At 62.5% G+C, this 17,363-nt stretch carries 15 protein-coding genes; 11 read left to right on the forward strand and 4 right to left on the reverse strand.

What is annotated here, in order from left to right; genetic code table 11:
• Positions 1–30: 30 nt before the first annotated feature.
• Positions 31–2,943 (reverse strand): aminotransferase, encoded by a 2,913-nt coding sequence (locus tag AC07XZ_RS14120; RefSeq protein ID WP_102687845.1) that lies wholly within the window; start codon positions 2,941–2,943, stop codon positions 31–33.
• Between the two features lie 272 nt (positions 2,944–3,215).
• Between AC07XZ_RS14120 and rfbB the strand changes: the two genes are divergently transcribed.
• From rfbB to AC07XZ_RS14155, 7 genes are read left to right on the forward strand one after another with little or no spacing between them, the layout of a single operon-like run.
• On the forward strand, positions 3,216–4,301 hold the full coding sequence (gene rfbB, locus AC07XZ_RS14125; RefSeq protein ID WP_102687844.1) for a dTDP-glucose 4,6-dehydratase: 1,086 nt from the start codon (positions 3,216–3,218) through the stop codon (positions 4,299–4,301).
• On the forward strand, positions 4,298–5,173 hold the full coding sequence (gene rfbA / locus AC07XZ_RS14130; RefSeq protein ID WP_102687843.1) for a glucose-1-phosphate thymidylyltransferase RfbA: 876 nt from the start codon (positions 4,298–4,300) through the stop codon (positions 5,171–5,173). The genes rfbB and rfbA overlap by 4 nt, the downstream gene beginning before the upstream one ends.
• Entirely contained in the window at positions 5,170–5,715 is a 546-nt protein-coding gene (gene rfbC, locus AC07XZ_RS14135; RefSeq protein ID WP_102687842.1) for a dTDP-4-dehydrorhamnose 3,5-epimerase, read from the forward strand. The genes rfbA and rfbC overlap by 4 nt, the downstream gene beginning before the upstream one ends.
• A complete protein-coding gene (rfbD, locus tag AC07XZ_RS14140; protein WP_102687841.1) occupies positions 5,712–6,581 on the forward strand; it encodes a dTDP-4-dehydrorhamnose reductase in 870 nt (289 codons plus the stop codon). Before rfbC ends, rfbD begins: the two co-directional genes overlap by 4 nt.
• 36 nt (positions 6,582–6,617) lie before the next feature.
• Complete coding sequence (locus AC07XZ_RS14145) at positions 6,618–8,426, forward strand: sensor histidine kinase (protein WP_085746568.1); 1,809 nt, start codon at positions 6,618–6,620, stop codon at positions 8,424–8,426.
• Entirely contained in the window at positions 8,423–9,811 is a 1,389-nt protein-coding gene (locus AC07XZ_RS14150; protein WP_102687840.1) for a sigma-54-dependent transcriptional regulator, read from the forward strand. The genes AC07XZ_RS14145 and AC07XZ_RS14150 overlap by 4 nt, the downstream gene beginning before the upstream one ends.
• 40 nt (positions 9,812–9,851) lie before the next feature.
• Positions 9,852–10,307: a thioesterase domain-containing protein gene (locus tag AC07XZ_RS14155; protein WP_102687839.1), complete on the forward strand. Its 456-nt coding sequence runs from the start codon at positions 9,852–9,854 to the stop codon at positions 10,305–10,307.
• Positions 10,308–10,320: 13 nt separating this feature from the next.
• Here the strand turns inward: AC07XZ_RS14155 and cysQ are convergent, their stop codons facing one another.
• Entirely contained in the window at positions 10,321–11,154 is an 834-nt protein-coding gene (gene cysQ, locus AC07XZ_RS14160; RefSeq protein WP_102687838.1) for a 3'(2'),5'-bisphosphate nucleotidase CysQ, read from the reverse strand.
• Between the two features lie 5 nt (positions 11,155–11,159).
• A complete protein-coding gene (nudE, locus tag AC07XZ_RS14165) occupies positions 11,160–11,726 on the reverse strand; it encodes an ADP compounds hydrolase NudE (protein WP_102687837.1) in 567 nt (188 codons plus the stop codon).
• Between the two features lie 88 nt (positions 11,727–11,814).
• On the opposite strand from nudE, the gene yrfG reads away from it, so the two are divergent.
• The gene (gene yrfG, locus AC07XZ_RS14170; protein WP_007952643.1) at positions 11,815–12,477 is read left to right on the forward strand and encodes a GMP/IMP nucleotidase; all 663 of its coding nucleotides are present in this window, start codon (positions 11,815–11,817) and stop codon (positions 12,475–12,477) included.
• Between the two features lie 93 nt (positions 12,478–12,570).
• Here yrfG and lysM read toward each other — a convergent pair whose 3' ends face one another.
• Positions 12,571–13,011: a peptidoglycan-binding protein LysM gene (gene lysM / locus AC07XZ_RS14175; RefSeq protein ID WP_039764611.1), complete on the reverse strand. Its 441-nt coding sequence runs from the start codon at positions 13,009–13,011 to the stop codon at positions 12,571–12,573.
• 137 nt (positions 13,012–13,148) lie between these two features.
• On the opposite strand from lysM, the gene AC07XZ_RS14180 reads away from it, so the two are divergent.
• From AC07XZ_RS14180 to AC07XZ_RS14190, 3 genes are all read left to right on the forward strand, one after another.
• Positions 13,149–14,036 carry a LysR family transcriptional regulator gene (locus AC07XZ_RS14180; RefSeq protein WP_085746350.1) on the forward strand — a complete coding sequence of 296 codons (888 nt, stop codon included), beginning with the start codon at positions 13,149–13,151 and terminating at the stop codon, positions 14,034–14,036.
• A gap of 92 nt (positions 14,037–14,128) precedes the next feature.
• Positions 14,129–14,968: a formate dehydrogenase accessory sulfurtransferase FdhD gene (fdhD, locus tag AC07XZ_RS14185; protein ID WP_011331980.1), complete on the forward strand. Its 840-nt coding sequence runs from the start codon at positions 14,129–14,131 to the stop codon at positions 14,966–14,968.
• Positions 14,965–17,313 carry an FdhF/YdeP family oxidoreductase gene (locus AC07XZ_RS14190; protein WP_102687836.1) on the forward strand — a complete coding sequence of 783 codons (2,349 nt, stop codon included), beginning with the start codon at positions 14,965–14,967 and terminating at the stop codon, positions 17,311–17,313. The genes fdhD and AC07XZ_RS14190 overlap by 4 nt, the downstream gene beginning before the upstream one ends.
• The last annotated feature ends 50 nt before the right edge of the window (positions 17,314–17,363 follow it).

Consider the following 17,363-nt stretch of genomic DNA (forward strand, 5'->3'; position numbering starts at 1 on the left):
CAAATCGGTATTTGTCGGGTTCGCATCGCCTCAGAGCCCTTCTTCCAGCACCTTCGCCAGCATGTCGACAAAGAAATCCACGCTCTGACGCGAGGTGACCATCGGCGGTTTGATCTTTAGGACGTTCAGGTAATCGCCGGTCGGCTGCATGAAAATCCCCAGCGCCCGCAGGCGATCACACAACAGCGTGGTTTCCTCGGTCGCCGGTTCCAGGGTTTCCCGATTGCGGATCAGCTCGACCCCCAGATAGAACCCGGAACCGTGCACCGCGCCGACCAACGGATATTGATCGATCAACGCCTCCAGCCGGGCCTTGAAATGAGCGCCGACCACCTGGGCGTTTTCCCAGAGTTTTTCTTCTTCCATGACGTCGAGCACCGCCATGCCGACCTGGCAGCTCACCGGGCTGCCGCCGGCGGACGAGAAGAAATAGCCCTCGGCTTCCAGCGCCTCGGCGATTTCCCGACGGGTGATCACGGCGCCCAGCGGCTGGCCGTTGCCCATGCCTTTGGCCATGGTGATGATATCCGGCACCACGCCTTGTTCTTCGAAACCCCAGAAGAAGTGGCCCATACGCCCGTAACCGACCTGCACTTCATCGGCGATGCACACGCCGCCCCGGGCGCGCACCAGTTCATAGACTTTCTTGAGGTAGCCCGGCGGCAGCGAGATCCCGCCCGCGTTGCCGTAGACCGGCTCGCAAATGAACCCGGCCAGTTGGCGTTTCTGCTCGTCGATCTTCGCCAGATGATGTTCGACACTGCGCACATAATTCGGCGCCGAATCCGGGCCGCGAAATTCACCGCGATAGGTATTCGGAGCGGTCACCGCGTGCACCCAGTCCGGGCGACTGCTCAGGGCCTTCGGGTTATCGGCAATCGAGGTCGAGACCGCGTCCGCGCCGACCGTCCAGCCGTGATAGGCCTCCAGCACGCTGATCATGTCGCGCCCACCGCTGGCGGCCCACGCCAGGCGGATCGCCAGATCGTTGGCCTCGCTGCCGCTGTTGACCAGGAACACCCGATCCATGCCCTCCGGCGCCAGCTTCAGCAAACGCTCGGAAAACTCGGCGACCGCCGCATAGTTGAATCGCGAGTTGGTATTGAGCAGCGACCACTGCCGGCTCGCGACCGCCGCCATGCGCGGGTGACCGTGGCCGAGCACCGCGACGTTGTTGAGCATGTCGAGGTAGGAACGGCCCTGCATGTCGATCAGGTGATTGCGCCAGCCGCGCTCGATGCGCGGCGGGTCGACGTAATAGTGCTTTTGGGTGCGGGCAAAACTGGCGTCGCGGCGCGCCAGCAGGGTTGTCGCGTCCAGCTCGGGTTCGGCGTCGCAGGCCAGGCCCAGCAGCGCGGCCGGTGATGGGGACAAGGCCTGCCATGCCGCCGCGCGGGTTGGCGTGCAGAACAGCGGCGCTTCAAGTTGTGCGCCGCGAATCAATTGCACGATCAAGGGACCGTCCACCGAACCCAGCACCTGACCTTTCACCAGCGCCGCACCGCCGTGTAACGAAGGTTTCACGCCCCTCAGACGCAGGCTCAGTTGCGGACCATCGAGTCGCAGCGCGCCGTCGGCCGACAGGTGCAGCACGCCGGCAAACGGCGCTTCCACCGTAGAACCCTGGGGCACGTGCAATTCGACGTGCAGCGGGAATGTCTCTGGCTCATCGGCGCTGTCGGGCCGGGTGCGCGACAACCGGTATTGCCCGTATCGACTGGCCGCCAGACCGTGGATGGCCGCTGCTTCACTCAACAGGCGCTGATCGATGCCAGGCTGCTCCCAATTGCCCGCCTCGAAGTGCGCGCTCAACACACCCAGATCGATCAACGCGAATTCGCGCCCGACCAGACCGGGCAACAACGGCGCAAAGCCTTCACTGTCGATGGTCGGCAATGTCTGGCCGACCGCCGTGAGAATCGCAGCCTCCATCAATGCCAGAGGCACCGAGGTCGCGACCCGGAAGATCTCCCACTCGTGGTTCAGATTATCGCGGCTGTAGGTATTGCCCGGATCGATGCTGACCTGTTGCTCGCCACTGAGCACCAGCACCGCCGCCCGCGCCACGATCAGCGGCCACAGCGCCAGCAGTTCTTCGTGTTGCAGCGGATTGACCGCGTGATAGGCCTGCACGGCCGGCAGGATCACAAACGGGTCGCCTGCGGCATGATGCAGCAACGCGGCGCAAGTGACCGACAGATCGGTGATACGCCAGGTGCGCACCAGATCGCCGAAATCGATGACGCCCTGCAACTGCCAGTGCCGTCGGGCGTCACGCTGCCAGACCACGTTGTCGTCGGTGATGTCCATGTGGATCGCCTGCACCGGCAGCTTTTCCAGCAGCGGCTGCAAACGAAGCCTGGCCTGTGCGGCAGCCTCGGCGATCAGCGCGCGTTGGCGCTGGTCCTCGATCACCGGCAGCAAATGCTCGATCAGGGCGCTGGCGTGGCGTGCATCCCACTGCAATGTACGCTCGAGCCCCGGATGGTCGAACCCGGCCAGGGCCAGATCCATTTCGCCGCAGAGCCGGCCGAAACCGGCGACGACATCGTGGCCAAGGTGATCGAGAGCTGTCAGCGGCTGGCCCTCGATGTAATCGAGCAGACGTACATGCACCGCTTCGCCGCCGATCTCCAGCGACAACAGGTCCTGGCCGTCGTTGGCCGGGATCACCCGAGGAACCTGCACAGCGCCATGATCGGCCAGGTACCTCAGCCCCGCGTGCTGGGCCTGCAGTTCCACCAGCGAATAGTCGCCCCGGCAGATCTTCAGCACGAATCGCCCGCGTTCGCTGTCCACGCGATAATTGAGGTCCTGCTGGCTGCCCAGCGCCTGCAACTTGCCGCTCAGCCCGTAATGCTGCGTCAGAACCTGCAAGGCCTGCTCTGCAGTGACCTGTGGGCCCGGAAGACTGGCGCGATGAATCAACGTGGCGAACGACATGGAACGACCCCTGAAATTTTATTAGGCGCCTATATCGCCACTGCACCGATGGATAATCAACCCCCCGTAAACCCCGCGCCGATCACTGCCCTGTTTCACTCGGCCGCCGCTGCTCCATTGGATGGAGTGCGCCCGGCTTCCGTACGTCGAATACCCGCCGGCACAGAGCTGCGCGGACAAAATACCGCGGGCAACCCTCTTGTGCCGCCCCTCCCCTGCCGACAAGCTATGCTCCACTCGCTTTATAGTCTTACGGAAAAAGGCCAACCTGCATGCGTATTCTCGTCACCGGTGGTGCCGGCTTCATTGGCTCCGCACTGGTTCGCCACCTGATTTGCAACACGGCTCACGAGGTGTTGAACCTCGACAAACTGACTTACGCCGGCAATCTCGAATCGCTTACGAGCATCGCCGACAACAGCCGTTACGAATTTGTGCAAGCCGATATCGTCGATCAGTCCACAGTGAGCACCCTGCTCAAGCGCTTCCAGCCTCATGCGATCATGCATCTGGCTGCCGAATCCCATGTCGACCGATCCATCGATGGGCCGTCGGACTTCATTCAGACCAATATCGTCGGTACTTACAGCCTGCTGGAAGCGGCCCGTGCCTACTGGCAGGGCCTGGCCGAGCCGGAAAAAAGTGCCTTCCGCTTTCACCATATATCGACCGACGAGGTCTACGGCGACCTGCATGGCGTCGACGATCTGTTCACCGAAACAACTCCCTACGCCCCCAGCTCGCCCTATTCCGCAAGCAAGGCGGCGTCCGATCATCTTGTCCGGGCGTGGCACCGCACTTATGGCCTGCCCGTCCTGCTGACCAATTGCTCGAACAATTACGGGCCCTACCACTTTCCGGAAAAGCTGATCCCGCTGGTGATCCTCAACGCACTGGCCGGCAAGCCGCTGCCGGTGTATGGCAACGGTCAGCAAGTCCGTGACTGGCTGTTCGTCGACGATCATGCCCGGGCGCTGTTGAAAGTGGTCACCGAAGGCGCGGTGGGTGAAACCTACAATATTGGCGGACACAACGAACAAAAGAACATTGAGGTGGTGCACGCCATCTGCTCATTGCTCGAAGAGTTGGCACCGAACAACAAGCCTCAGGGCTTCGCTCGATTCGCTGACCTGATCACTTTCGTCAAGGACCGTCCCGGTCACGACCTGCGTTACGCCATTGACGCCGGCAAGATCGAACGCGAACTGGGTTGGGTCCCTGAAGAAACGTTCGAGACCGGCCTGCGCAAAACCGTTCAGTGGTATCTGGACAACCGTCAATGGTGCCGACGCGTTCAGGACGGCAGCTATCAGGGCGAACGCCTGGGTTCCACCGACATCAAGGATCTGCTCGCATGATGAAGGGCATAGTTCTCGCCGGAGGTTCCGGCACACGTTTGCATCCAATCACGCTCGGCGTATCCAAACAGCTGTTGCCGGTCTACGACAAACCGATGATCTACTACCCGATCTCGGTGCTGATGCTGGCCGGGATCAAGGACATCCTGATCATCTCCACCCCGCAGGATCTTCCGCAATACCGCAACCTGCTGGGCGATGGAAGCCAGTTCGGGGTCTCGTTCAGCTATGCCGAGCAGCCATCCCCCGACGGACTGGCCCAGGCCTTTCTGATCGGCGAGCAGTTCATTGGTAATGATCCGGTGTGCCTGATTCTCGGCGACAACATTTTCCACGGCCAATCCTTCAGCGGACAGTTGAAGAAAGCCGCCCGCAAACCTCAAGGCGCAACAGTGTTCGGCTATTGGGTCAAGGATCCAGAGCGCTTCGGCGTGATCGACTTCGACCGCGAAGGGCGCGCCCTGTCCATCGAAGAGAAACCCGCAAAGCCCAAGTCCAGCTACGCGGTGACGGGTCTGTACTTCTACGATAACGACGTGATCAGGATCGCCAAGGCTGTCAAACCATCGCAGCGTGGCGAACTGGAAATCACCGACGTCAACAACGCGTATTTGCAGCGTGGCGATCTGCAGGTCGAGCGTTTCGGACGCGGGTTCGCCTGGCTCGACACCGGTACTCACGACAGCCTGCTTGAAGCCTCCCAGTATGTGCAGACCATCGAACACCGCCAGGGCCTCAAAGTCGCGTGCCTGGAAGAGATTGCCTATCTGAACAGGTGGATCAGCCGCGAACATCTGCTCGAGCGCGCGCAGTACTTCGGCAAGACCGGCTATGGCCAGTACCTGTATTCGATTGCCGGAGAAAACCAATGAACGTGATCGAAACCGATCTGCCCGGCGTCATGGTCATCGCACCCAAAGTGTTTGGTGACGAACGCGGCTTTTTCTACGAGAGCTTCAATGCCAAGGCGTTTGCCGAAGCGACGGGCGTGAATGCGCAGTTCGTACAGGACAACCATTCGCGCTCGCAGAAAGGCGTATTGCGTGGTCTGCACTATCAGTTGGAAAACACTCAGGGGAAACTGGTGCGAGTGACCGTCGGTGAAGTGCTCGACGTTGTCGTGGATATCCGGCGCAGCTCGCCGCACTTCGGCAAATCGCTCACCCTGCGCCTGTCGGCAGACAATCGTCGCCAACTCTGGATACCCGAAGGCTTCGCCCACGGTTTTGTCGTGCTGAGCGAGGTTGCCGAATTTCTCTACAAGACCACCGACTATTACACGCCGTCTGCCGAGCGATGTATTCGCTGGGACGACCCGACGCTGGACATCGACTGGCAACTCGAATCTGCTCCGCAGCTCTCGGCCAAGGATCAGAACGGTAAAAGCCTGAACGAGGCTGACCTGTTCCCATGAAAATCCTCATCTGTGGACAGCAGGGTCAGGTCTCGAAAGAGCTGCAGTTGCGCCTGGCCGATACAGGCGATCTGATCGTGCTCGGGCGTGACCGGCTTGACCTGGCTCAGCCTGCGCAAATCCGCCAGCAGGTCAGACAGATCGCTCCCGATCTGATTATCAACGCCGCGGCCCATACTGCAGTCGACCAGGCTGAAAGCGAACCCGAGCTGGCTTTCGCCATCAATGCGACAGGGCCCGGTGTCTTGGCCGAGGAAGCGGCACGGCTTGGTGCCCCGCTGATTCATTACTCCACCGATTACGTCTTTGACGGCAGCCAGCCAGAGCCCTACAACGAATCCGATGTACCAGCCCCGCTGAGTGTCTATGGCAAAAGCAAGCTGGCAGGCGAGCAAGCCATCGCCGACGTTCAGGGGCAACACCTGATTCTGCGAACCAGTTGGGTCTACTCCACCCATGGCCGGAACTTCCTGTTGACCATGCAGCGATTGCTCCAGGAAAAACCACAATTGCGGGTCGTCGCCGATCAGGTTGGAGCCCCCACCTGGGCGGGCACCATTGCCCAGAGCACCCTGGCACTCATCGAACGCTGGCAGTCAGGGCAACCCGGGGCCTGGGGCACCTACCACCTGACGGCCGGCGGGCATACCTCGTGGTTGGGTTTCGCCCAGGCTATTGGCGCAGCGCTGCGTGAACAGGGCAAACCGTGCGCAGAACTGATACCGATCCCTTCCAGCGACTATCCGACGCCTGCTGCACGTCCCTTGAATTCGCGTCTGGACTGCAGTCGCCTGCAGCGTGAGTGGGGCGTCAGTCTGCCGGACTGGCAAACCGCGCTGCACGAGTGTCTTGCCGGGCAAGCCTAGGCATAATGCGCCTGTACCCACAGGCGCCCGATGCTCATGACTCCGACTCTTCCCCGTCGCCCCCGCTGGCGCAGCCTCGCCCTGCTGGCCCTGTGTCTGGCTCCGCTGCTGTGGCCGCTGGAGCATCTCGCCGAGCGCTATTACCGCAGCGAACTGGCCGGCCAGAACCGCCAGACCCTCGACCTCTACGTCGCCAACCTGCTGGGCACCCTGCATCGCTACGAAGTGCTGCCGCAAATCCTCGGCGACCTGCCGGCCCTGCGCGCGGTGCTCGGGGCGCCGGACGACGGTGTGACCCAGGGCAACGCCAACCGCCTGTTGAAGAACATCGCTGCGCAGACCGGCGCCGAAGTCATGTACCTGATGGACACCAACGGTCAGACGCTCGCTGCATCGAACTGGGACAAGCACGACAGCTTCGTCGGGCGCAATTTCTCGTTCCGACCCTATTTCAGCGAAGCGATGGCCGGCCGTCTCGGGCGCTTCTTCGGGTTGGGCACCACTTCCGCCAAACGCGGCTATTTCTTCGCCGCCGCCGTGCGCAACGGCGAAAAAATCATCGGCGTACTGGTGATCAAGGTTGACCTCGACCACACCGAAAGCCTGTGGGGCAAAACCCCGGAACAACTGCTGGTGACCGACCACAACGGCGTGGTCATCCTCACCTCGCGCCCGGAATGGCGCTTTCGCGCGACCCGTACCCTGAGTGATGCAGAGCGCGCGGCGATCACCGCGATCCAGCCCTACCCGACCCGCGAGCCACGCCCGCTGAACCTGAGCCCGACCGCGTGGCTGCCGCAGACCCAAGAGATCGCGGAAACCGGCTGGAGCGTCAGCATTCTTGCCCCGCGCACATTGATCGACCGACCGGTGCGCACGGTGGTGGCGATCGGCGGCGCCACCTTGCTGGTAGTCATGTTGTTGCTGGGCCTGATGATGCAGCGTCGTCGTCATTACCTGGAACGGATCGCCTTCGAAGCCAAGGCCCGGCGGGAACTTGAGGGCCGGGTTGCCGAACGCACCAGCGATCTCGAAGGCCTCAACCGGCGCCTCAAGCAAGAGGTGCTGGAACGCGAACAGGCCCAGCAGGAACTGGTGCGCGCCCAGGACGATCTGGTGCAGGCCGGCAAACTGTCGGCGCTGGGGACGATGTCGGCGAGCATCAGCCACGAACTCAACCAGCCACTGGCGGCGATCCGCAGCTACGCCGAAAACGCCGAAGTGCTGCTCGACCACGAACGCACCGAAGACGCCCGAGGCAACCTCAAACTGATCAGCGAGCTGACCGGGCGCATGGCCTCGATCATCGCTCACCTGCGCGCCTTCGCTCGTCGCGACCGCCACGCCCCGGAAAGTGTCGCCCTGCAACCGGCGCTGGACGACGCGCTCGCCTTGCTGGCCAAACGTCGCCGCAGCATGGATGTCGAGCTGATCCGTGACCTGCCCGCCGCCACCCTGTGGGTCGAGGCCGGGGAAACCCGTCTGCGCCAGGTGCTGGGTAATCTGCTGGCCAACGCCCTCGACGCCCTGACCGAGAAAGGCCCGCCGCGCAAATTGTGGCTGAGTGCCGAATCCACCGATGACGGCGTCAACCTGTACATTCGCGACAATGGCCCGGGTTTCTGCATGGAAGCCCTGGGCCGTGCCAGCGAACCGTTTTACACGACCAAGACCCGCACTCAAGGCCTGGGTCTGGGGTTGGCCATTTGCGAAACCCTGATGCGCGCCTTCGGTGGTGAACTGTCGTTCGCCAACCACAAGCAAGGTGGCGCCTTGATCACCCTGCGGCTGCGCGCCGGCGCGCCCGGGGTCAGCCTGCAACCGTCCGAGGATCGAAGCGCATGACCATCGACAACCGCATTCAGGTGGTGCTGATCGACGACGATCCGCACCTGCGTCAGGCCTTGGGCCAGACTCTGGATCTGGCCGGCCTGAAAATTCTCCCGCTGTCCGAAGCCAAGGGCTTGGCCGCGCAACTGGAGCGCGACTGGCCGGGCGTGGTGGTCAGCGACATTCGTATGCCTGGCATGGATGGTCTTGAGTTGCTCCATGAACTTCACGCTCAGGATCCCGAGCTGCCGGTGCTGCTGATCACCGGCCACGGCGACGTGCCACTGGCCGTGCAGGCCATGCGCGCCGGTGCCTATGACTTTCTGGAAAAACCTTTCGCCAGCGACGCCCTGCTCGACAGCGTGCGCCGCGCCCTGGCCCTGCGGCGTCTGGTGCTGGACAACCGCAGCCTGCGCATGGCCCTGAGTGATCGCAACGAACTGAGCGCGCGGCTGGTCGGCCAGTCCGCGCCGATGTCACGCCTGCGCGAGCAGATCGGCGCGCTGGCGGCGACCAAGGCCGACGTGCTGATCCTCGGCGAAACCGGCGCCGGCAAGGAAGTCGTCGCCCGCGCCCTGCACGATCTGTCGAGCCGGCGTAACGGCCCGTTCGTGGCGATCAACGCCGGCGCGCTGGCCGAATCGGTGGTCGAAAGCGAATTGTTCGGCCATGAGCCCGGCGCCTTCACCGGCGCGCAAAAGCGCCGGATCGGCAAGTTCGAATTTGCCAATGGCGGCACGTTGTTCCTCGATGAAATCGAGAGCATGAGCATGGATGTGCAGGTCAAACTGCTGCGCATGCTGCAGGAGCGCGTGGTCGAGCGTCTGGGCGGCAATCAGTTGATCCCGCTGGACATCCGCGTCATCGCCGCCACCAAGGAAGACCTGCGCCAGGCCGCGGATCAGGGGCGATTCCGGGCCGACCTGTATTACCGTCTCAACGTGGCGCCGCTGCGCATTCCACCACTGCGTGAACGGGGCGAAGACGCGTTGATGCTGTTCCAGCATTACGCCGACGAAGCCAGCGCCCGCCATGGTCTGCCACCGCATGAACTGCAACCGGCGCAACGGGCGTTGCTGCTGCGGCACTCATGGCCGGGCAACGTGCGGGAATTGCAGAACGCGGCGGAGCGTTTTGCCCTCGGCCTGGAACTGGCACTGGACAACACACAGCCCGATGGCAGCCCCGGCACCACCGTCGAAATCACAGCGGGCGGGCTCAGCGAGCAAGTGGAAAACTTCGAGAAATCCCTGATCGCCGCCGAACTGGCCCGCTCTCACAGTTCCGTGCGCAGTCTCGCCGAAGCCCTGGGCATTCCGCGCAAGACCCTGCACGACAAACTGCGCAAGCACGGTCTGAATTTCGCTGGCAGCGGCGGCCATTCCGACGAATCCGAATGAAACACGCTCAATTCACTTTTCTGCCGCAAGAGGTCCGGGCATGAAGCACGACAGTCGTTATCTGGAATCGGTCCTTCACCACGATATCCCGCTGACCCGGGACATGGGCCTCAAGGTGCTCGACTGGCAGGAACAGCAACTGCGCCTGCATCTGCCGCTGGACGCCAACGTCAATCACAAGAGCACCATGTTCGGTGGCAGCCTGTATTGCGGCGCGGTGCTGGCCGGCTGGGGCTGGCTGCATTTGCGTTTGAAAGAGGAAGGCATCGAAGACGGGCACATCGTGATTCAGGAAGGACAGATCAGTTATCCACTGCCTGTGACCGGCGATGCCATTGCGATCTGCCCGTCACCGAGTGCAACGCAGTGGAAGAAATTTCTGGCGATGTATCAGCGTTACGGACGGGCGCGACTGACCCTGCACACGCGGGTCGTCAATACAGGAAGCGATGAGGATGCGGTGACGTTCAGCGGGCAGTACGTCCTGCACCGCTGAAGAGATTGAGCGCTTACGAGCGGGCGAGTTCGAGCAGCTTCGCCCGCCACGCGGCTTTCGCCGGCAACGCCAGGAAGAAACCGTTCAACAACGACTCTCGTGGTGGATAACAGAACGCTTCGCCACTCAGGTCCAGCACCTCGCCACCCGCCCCTTCCAGAACGCCCTGCGCCGCCGCCGTGTCCCACTGCGAAGTCGGCGCCAGACGCGGGTAGCAATCGGCAGCACCTTCGGCCAGCAGACAGAACTTCAGCGAACTGCCGATGTTGGCCAGTTGCAACTCTCCAAGGCTGGCACTCAATCCGGCGAGCAAGCGTTCCTGCTCCGGGCTCGAATGACGGCGGCTGGCAACCACGGTAAACGCTTCGCCAGGTCCCGGCACGTCACGAACCTGAATTGTCACTGGCGTGCCGCCCGTGTCGCCGCGCCAGGCACCAAGCCCGGCTCCGCCGACGTAGAAGCGACCGTTGGTCGGCATCGTCACCACACCGAACACCACCCGGCCGTTCTCGATCAGCGCGATGTTGACGGTGAACTCTTCGCTGCCGCTGATGAACTCCTTGGTGCCATCCAGCGGATCCACCAGCCACCAGCGCTGCCAGCTCGCGCGCACGCTTTGCGGGATGTTGGCGTCCTCTTCGGACAGCACCGGAATGCTCGGATCCAGCGCTGTCAGGCCGGCCACGATCACGTGATGCGCGGCCATGTCCGCCGCCGTCACCGGCGAATCATCGGACTTGGCGGTGACGGCCACACCGGCACGCCAGAACGGCAGGATCGCCTCGCCGGCCCGCAGTGCCAGCTCGACCACCGGCGCCATCAACGGATGGGGAAAACTCATCGGCATCTCACTCATGACTGGAAATATCCGCGCTGGGTCAGCAGGTCGCGGGTCAGGTACAACGCCGCCAGGGCGCGCCCCTCACTGAAATTCGGATTCTGCGCCAGCGTCGACAGCTCTCGCAGGTTGACCTTGTCCACACGCATCGGCTCGGGCTCATCGCCTTCGAGGCGCTCTTCGTACAAATCGGTGGCCAGCACCACCTGAATTTTCTGGCTCATGTAACCGGGGGACAACGACAGCTCGGTCAGATGCTCCAGTTGTCGCGCGCCATAACCGGCTTCTTCCTTGAGTTCGCGTTCGGCGGCAGCCAGCACGTCTTCGCCGGGTTCGATCAGGCCTTTGGGCAGCGACAGTTCATATTCGTCGGTGCCGCCGCAGTATTCCTCGACCAGCACCGCGTGCTCGGCATCGAGCATCGCTACTATCATCACCGCGCCATAGCCGGCGCCCTTGCCGACCAGTCGCTCGTAGGTACGTTCAACGCCGTTGGAGAAACGCAGCTTCAGCTCTTCGACGCAGAACAGCCGGCTGGTGGCGACGATCTCGCGGGCAAGTACGGTGGGTTTCTGGCGCATGCAAAGCTCCTTGGCGTGAACGCGCTACTATAACGCGGCTTTTCCGATTGTTTGCGTCGGATATCTTTCTACCGTTCGAGACGTTGCCATGCCTTCATTACCGTGGTCCGACATCGATACCGTTCTGCTGGACATGGACGGAACGTTGCTCGACCTGCACTTTGACAACCACTTCTGGCTGGAACACCTGCCGCAGCGCTACGCCGAACTGCACGGCGTGAGCCGGGCGATGGCGGAAATGGAATTGCAGCCGCTGTTCGAGCGCCATGCCGGTCAGTTGCAGTGGTACTGCCTGGACTTCTGGAGCGCGGAGCTGAAGCTGTCGGTGCGTGAACTGAAACTGGAAACCGCCCACCTGATCGCCCTGCGTCCGGACGCCGACACCTTTCTGGAAGCGATCAAACGAGCCGGCAAACGCGTGGTGATGATCACCAACGCGCACCGCGATTCACTGTCGCTGAAACTGGAGCGAATCGAACTGGCGCCGTACTTTGAACGGCTGATCAGCTCCCACGATTACGGGTTCCCCAAGGAAAACCCGCAATTCTGGGACGCCTTGCAGGCCGACATCGGTTTTGACCCGGCACGCAGCCTGTTCATCGACGACACCTTGCCGATCCTGCGCAGTGCGCGGAATTTCGGCGTGGCGCATTTGTTGGCCGTGAAGGAGCCGGACAGCCGCAAAGGGCCGAAGGACACCGGGGAATTTGCGGCGGTCGAGGATTATCGGGATTTGATTGCGGGCCTGTAGACCGCATCGTCCCCATCGCGAGCAGGCTCGCTCCCACAATAGAAATGCATTCCAATGTGGGAGCGAGCCTGCTCGCGATTGCGGTATCTGCGGTTATTCAGGAATACGCAGCGTCTGCCCCGGATAAATCTTGTCCGGATGTGACAGCAGCGGCTTGTTGGCCTCGAAGATTTTGTTGTACTGGTTGGCGTTGCCATACACCGCCAGGGAAATCGCGCTGAGGGTGTCGCCCTTCTTCACGACCACAAAACGCGCCGCCGCCACAACCGGCCCGGTCACGGTGATCTGGTCATCGACGCTGCCGACACCGGCAATGTTGCCCACTGCCAGAAGAATCTTCTCTTTCTCTTCCTGGCTCGCCACTTCACCGGTGACCGTCACCTTGTCACCGTCCACGGTCGCCTGAACATTCGGGTTACCCAACCCGACCTTGCTGATGTGCTCCTTCAATTGCTCGCTGGCATTGGCGTTGCCAGGGGTCAACAGGTCTAGCAACTTCTCACCGGCCTCTTTCACAAAGCTCAAAAGACTCATAGCGCACACTCCTTGATTTAAGTTCCAGACGCCCAAGCCTAGACCACCCCGGACAAACCCGGTTGCGGGCCGACCAATGACCCTGCCCCCGCGCAAGCGGTAGAATCGCCCACCCTTGCCAGCGCCCCGGAGCGAAGATGGACATCAAGCAGCTGAAATTCCTCATCGCCCTCGACGAAACCCGCCATTTCGGCCAGGCCGCCGCCCGCTGCCACATCACCCAGCCAACCTTGTCGATGCGTCTGCGCAGCCTCGAAGAAGAACTCGATCTGCCACTGGTCAACCGTGGCCAGCGCTTCGAAGGCTTTACCGCGCCGGGCGAACGGGTGCTGGCCTGGGCACGCACGGTGCTGGCGGCTTATGACGGCTTGCAGGCGGAAGCGGCGGCGTGTCGCGGCAATCTGATCGGCACCCTGCGGCTGGGCGTGGTGCCGCTGTCGAGTTTCGATGCGCTGCCGTTGATGCAACGCCTGCACGCGCAACACCCGAACCTGCGCTTCGAGCTGTCCTCGCTGAGCTCGGAACAGGTTCTGGAGCAACTGGCAAACAATCGCATCGACATTGGCGTGTCCTACCTGGACCGCCTCGACGGCGAGCGTTTTGAATCCCTGGCGTTCAGTGAAACGCAGATGGGCCTGCTCTACGACCAGCGGTTCTTCAGCTTTGGCGAAGCGCCGCTGAGTTGGGAATCACTGATCGAACTGCCCCTGGGCATGCTCACCAGCGGCATGCACTTTCGCCAGTCCATCGACCATAACTTCCACAGTCGCGGCCTGACCCCACAGCCATTGCTGCAAACCGACGCCGTTCACCAATTGTTGCAAGCGGTGCACGGCGGCCTGTGCTGCGCGGTGATGCCACTCGATGGCGGCCTGGAAAACCTCACGGATAACCTGCGCCTGCAACCCATCGAAAATGCCCAGACCCTTGCCCGACTAGGGCTGATCATGCGTCGCGGCGCCCCACGATCGGCGCTGGCAGAGGCGTGTTTCGCGCTTTATCAGAAATCACCAGCGGAGGCTTGATCGACGGCATCTATCGAAGGATCGACACTAGCGATTAGACGCGACAACTTGCCGCGCCTAGTCTTAACGTTGATCAATCCGTCGGTGATGCCATGAACGCCAAGCGCCCGGCCTGCGCGGCGCCTGCTCTCGAAACGCCCGCGCCTGCCGCCAGTCAGACCTACAGCTACAGCGATCTCCCCCTCGCGGAATCGGCCAGCACCGCGCTGGCCGAAGAAGTCGCGTTGGCGATTGCCTACAACGGCATCAGTCAGGCCGTGATGCTGGTGACGCCGACCGACCTTGAAGACTTCATCGTCGGCTTCAGCCTCGGCAGCGGCATCATCGAAGACGCCTCGGACATCTACGACCTGCAATTGAGCGGTTCGGGCTCGGCGCAATACGCGCAAGTGACCATCGCCAACCGCGCTTTCTGGAACCTCAAACAGCAGCGTCGGCAACTGGCCGGCACCAGCGGTTGCGGGTTGTGCGGCGTGGAAGCGGTAGAGCAGGCGCTGCCTGACCTCAAGGTTTTGCCCGGCGCTCCCTTGCCGCCCATCGAATGGCTCGACGGTCTGCGCCAGCGCATCGGCGCGTTTCAGCCGCTCGGCCAGCATTGCGGTGCGGTGCACGCGGCGGTGTTCATGAACGCCAGCGGTGAATTGCTGCTGGGCCGCGAAGACATCGGCCGGCACAACGCCCTCGACAAGCTGATCGGCGGCCTGATCCGGCAAAAGATATCCACAGCCGGCGGCCTGGCGATTGTCACCAGCCGTTGCAGCCTCGAATTGATCCAGAAAGTTTTGCGGGCCGGGATTCAGACCCTGGTCAGCCTGTCCGCGCCCACCGGCCTCGCCGTGCAATGGGCCCGACGCCACAACCTCAATCTCATCCACCTGCCGCAAAAGAACGCGCCGCGGGTGTATAGCCCAGAAATGGAGAAACACCCGTGAGCCAACACCATCAAGCCGACCAGAAACCCGTCCCACGCTACAAGCCTTACAAGGGCGCAGCCGGCGGCTGGGGCGCACTGATCAGCGTGGCCCAGGCCTGGCTGACCAGCGACAACGCCCTGAAAAACCTGCGCATGATGCTCAAGACCAACCAGAACGGCGGCTTCGACTGCCCGGGCTGCGCCTGGGGCGATTCGCCGGAAAGCGGCATGGTCAAGTTCTGCGAGAACGGCGCCAAGGCGGTGAACTGGGAAGCGACCAAGCGCCGGGTGGACGGCAAATTCTTCGCCAAGCACAGCGTCACCGCGTTGCTCGAACAGAGCGACTACTGGCTCGAATATCAGGGTCGCCTGACCGAGCCAGTGGTGTATGACGCCGAAACCGATCGCTACAAGCCGATCGGCTGGGACGATGCCTACGCGCTGATCGGCAAACACCTGCGAGCGCTGTCGAGTCCGGATCAGGCCGAGTTCTACACCTCCGGCCGCGCCAGCAATGAAGCGGCGTACCTGTATCAACTGTTCGTGCGCGCCTTCGGCACCAACAACTTCCCCGACTGCTCGAACATGTGCCACGAGGCCAGCGGCGTGGCGCTGGCGCAAAGCGTCGGTGTCGGCAAAGGCACCGTGACCTTCGACGACTTCGAACACGCCGATGCGATTTTCGTCTGGGGCCAGAACCCGGGCACCAACCACCCGCGCATGCTCGAACCGCTGCGCGAAGCAGTCAAACGCGGCGCCCAGGTAGTGTGCGTCAACCCGCTGAAAGAGCGGGGTCTGGAACGTTTCCAGCATCCACAGCATCCGATCGAAATGCTCACCAACGGCGACAAGCCGACCAACACCGCGTATTTCCGCCCGGCGCTGGGCGGCGACATGGCGGTGCTGCGCGGCATGGCCAAGTTCCTGCTGCAATGGGAACGCGAGGCGCAGAAGGCCGGCGCACCGGCGGTGTTCGATCACGACTTCCTCAATGAACACAGCGTCAATGTGCTGGAATACCTCGGCGTCGTCGATGACACACCGTGGGAGCAGATCGTCACCCAGTCCGGCCTGACCCTGGTGGAAATCGAGCAAGCGGCGCGCATGTACGCCAAAGGCAAGAACGTGATCATGTGCTGGGCGATGGGCATCACCCAGCATCGCCACTCGGTGCCGACCATCCAGGAGATCGCCAACCTGATGCTGCTGCGCGGCAACATTGGCAAACCCGGCGCCGGTCTGTGCCCGGTACGCGGCCACAGTAACGTGCAGGGCGACCGCACCATGGGCATCAACGAGCGTCCGCCGGTGGCGTTCCTCGATTCCCTCGAGCGTCGCTTCCAGTTCAAGGTTCCACGTCACAACGGGCACAACGTGGTCGAAGCGATTCATGCGATGGCCGAAGGTCGCGCCAAGGTGTTCATCGGTCTGGGCGGCAACTTCGCCCAGGCCACGCCGGACAGCCCGCGCACCTTCCAGGCCCTGAGCAACTGCGACCTGACTGTGCAGATCAGCACCAAGCTCAACCGCAGCCACCTGGCTCACGGCAAGGACGCGTTGATCCTGCCGTGCCTGGGCCGTACCGACATCGATATCCAGACCGAAGGCCCGCAGGCCGTCACCGTGGAAGACTCGTTCAGCATGGTGCACGCCTCCAACGGCCAGTTGCAGCCGCTGTCGAACCAGATGCGCTCGGAGCCGTCGATCATCGCCGGCATTGCCGCCGCCACCCTGGGCAGCAAACCGGTGGACTGGAACTGGCTGGTGGCCGACTACCGGCGCATCCGCGAACTGATCGCCGACACCATTCCGGGCTTCAAGGACTTCAACGAGAAGGTCAAGAACCCGGGCGGCTTCTACCTCGGCAACAGCGCCGGCGCGCGCAAGTGGAACACCACGTCGGGCCGGGCCAACTTCAAGCCGAACATGCTGCCCAAGGACCTGATCCACGAGCGCACTCGCGCTACCGGCAAACTGCCGGATCTGATCCTGCAATCGATGCGTTCCCACGATCAGTACAACACCACGATTTATGGTCTCGACGATCGTTATCGCGGGGTGAAGGGACAGCGCGATGTGTTGTTCGCCAACGAAGCCGACATCATCCGTCTGGGCTTCAAGCCGGGGCAGAAGGCTGACATCGTGTCGCTGTGGGACGATGGTCGTGAGCGTCGGGTGAAGGGCTTCACGCTGCTGGCGTTCGATATTCCGGCGGGGCAGGCGGCGGCTTATTACCCAGAGGTGAACCCGTTGGTGCCGCTGGAAAGCACCGGCGATGGCAGCCATACGCCGACGTCGAAGTTCATTGCCATTCGCCTGGAAGCAGCGAGTGAAACGGGGCTGATCATGGCCAAGTCGGCCTGATTCTGATTGCTCCCACGCTCTGCGTGGGAGCGCAGCCGTGGGGGGGGGGG

This window comes from Pseudomonas sp. GW458-11-26-14-LB4 (assembly GCF_059423925.1).

Coding starts and splice junctions, on each gene's coding strand:
- fdhD (WP_011331980.1), top strand. CDS start 14,129: ATGAACGCCAAGCGCCCGGCCTGCGCGGCGCCTGCTCTCGAAACGCCC.
- cysQ (WP_102687838.1), bottom strand. CDS start 11,154: ATGCCGATGAGTTTTCCCCATCCGTTGATGGCGCCGGTGGTCGAGCTG.
- rfbA (WP_102687843.1), top strand. CDS start 4,298: ATGATGAAGGGCATAGTTCTCGCCGGAGGTTCCGGCACACGTTTGCAT.
- AC07XZ_RS14150 (WP_102687840.1), top strand. CDS start 8,423: ATGACCATCGACAACCGCATTCAGGTGGTGCTGATCGACGACGATCCG.
- yrfG (WP_007952643.1), top strand. CDS start 11,815: ATGCCTTCATTACCGTGGTCCGACATCGATACCGTTCTGCTGGACATG.
- AC07XZ_RS14180 (WP_085746350.1), top strand. CDS start 13,149: ATGGACATCAAGCAGCTGAAATTCCTCATCGCCCTCGACGAAACCCGC.
- rfbB (WP_102687844.1), top strand. CDS start 3,216: ATGCGTATTCTCGTCACCGGTGGTGCCGGCTTCATTGGCTCCGCACTG.
- rfbC (WP_102687842.1), top strand. CDS start 5,170: ATGAACGTGATCGAAACCGATCTGCCCGGCGTCATGGTCATCGCACCC.
- AC07XZ_RS14155 (WP_102687839.1), top strand. CDS start 9,852: ATGAAGCACGACAGTCGTTATCTGGAATCGGTCCTTCACCACGATATC.
- AC07XZ_RS14120 (WP_102687845.1), bottom strand. CDS start 2,943: ATGTCGTTCGCCACGTTGATTCATCGCGCCAGTCTTCCGGGCCCACAG.
- lysM (WP_039764611.1), bottom strand. CDS start 13,011: ATGAGTCTTTTGAGCTTTGTGAAAGAGGCCGGTGAGAAGTTGCTAGAC.
- nudE (WP_102687837.1), bottom strand. CDS start 11,726: ATGCGCCAGAAACCCACCGTACTTGCCCGCGAGATCGTCGCCACCAGC.
- AC07XZ_RS14145 (WP_085746568.1), top strand. CDS start 6,618: ATGACTCCGACTCTTCCCCGTCGCCCCCGCTGGCGCAGCCTCGCCCTG.
- rfbD (WP_102687841.1), top strand. CDS start 5,712: ATGAAAATCCTCATCTGTGGACAGCAGGGTCAGGTCTCGAAAGAGCTG.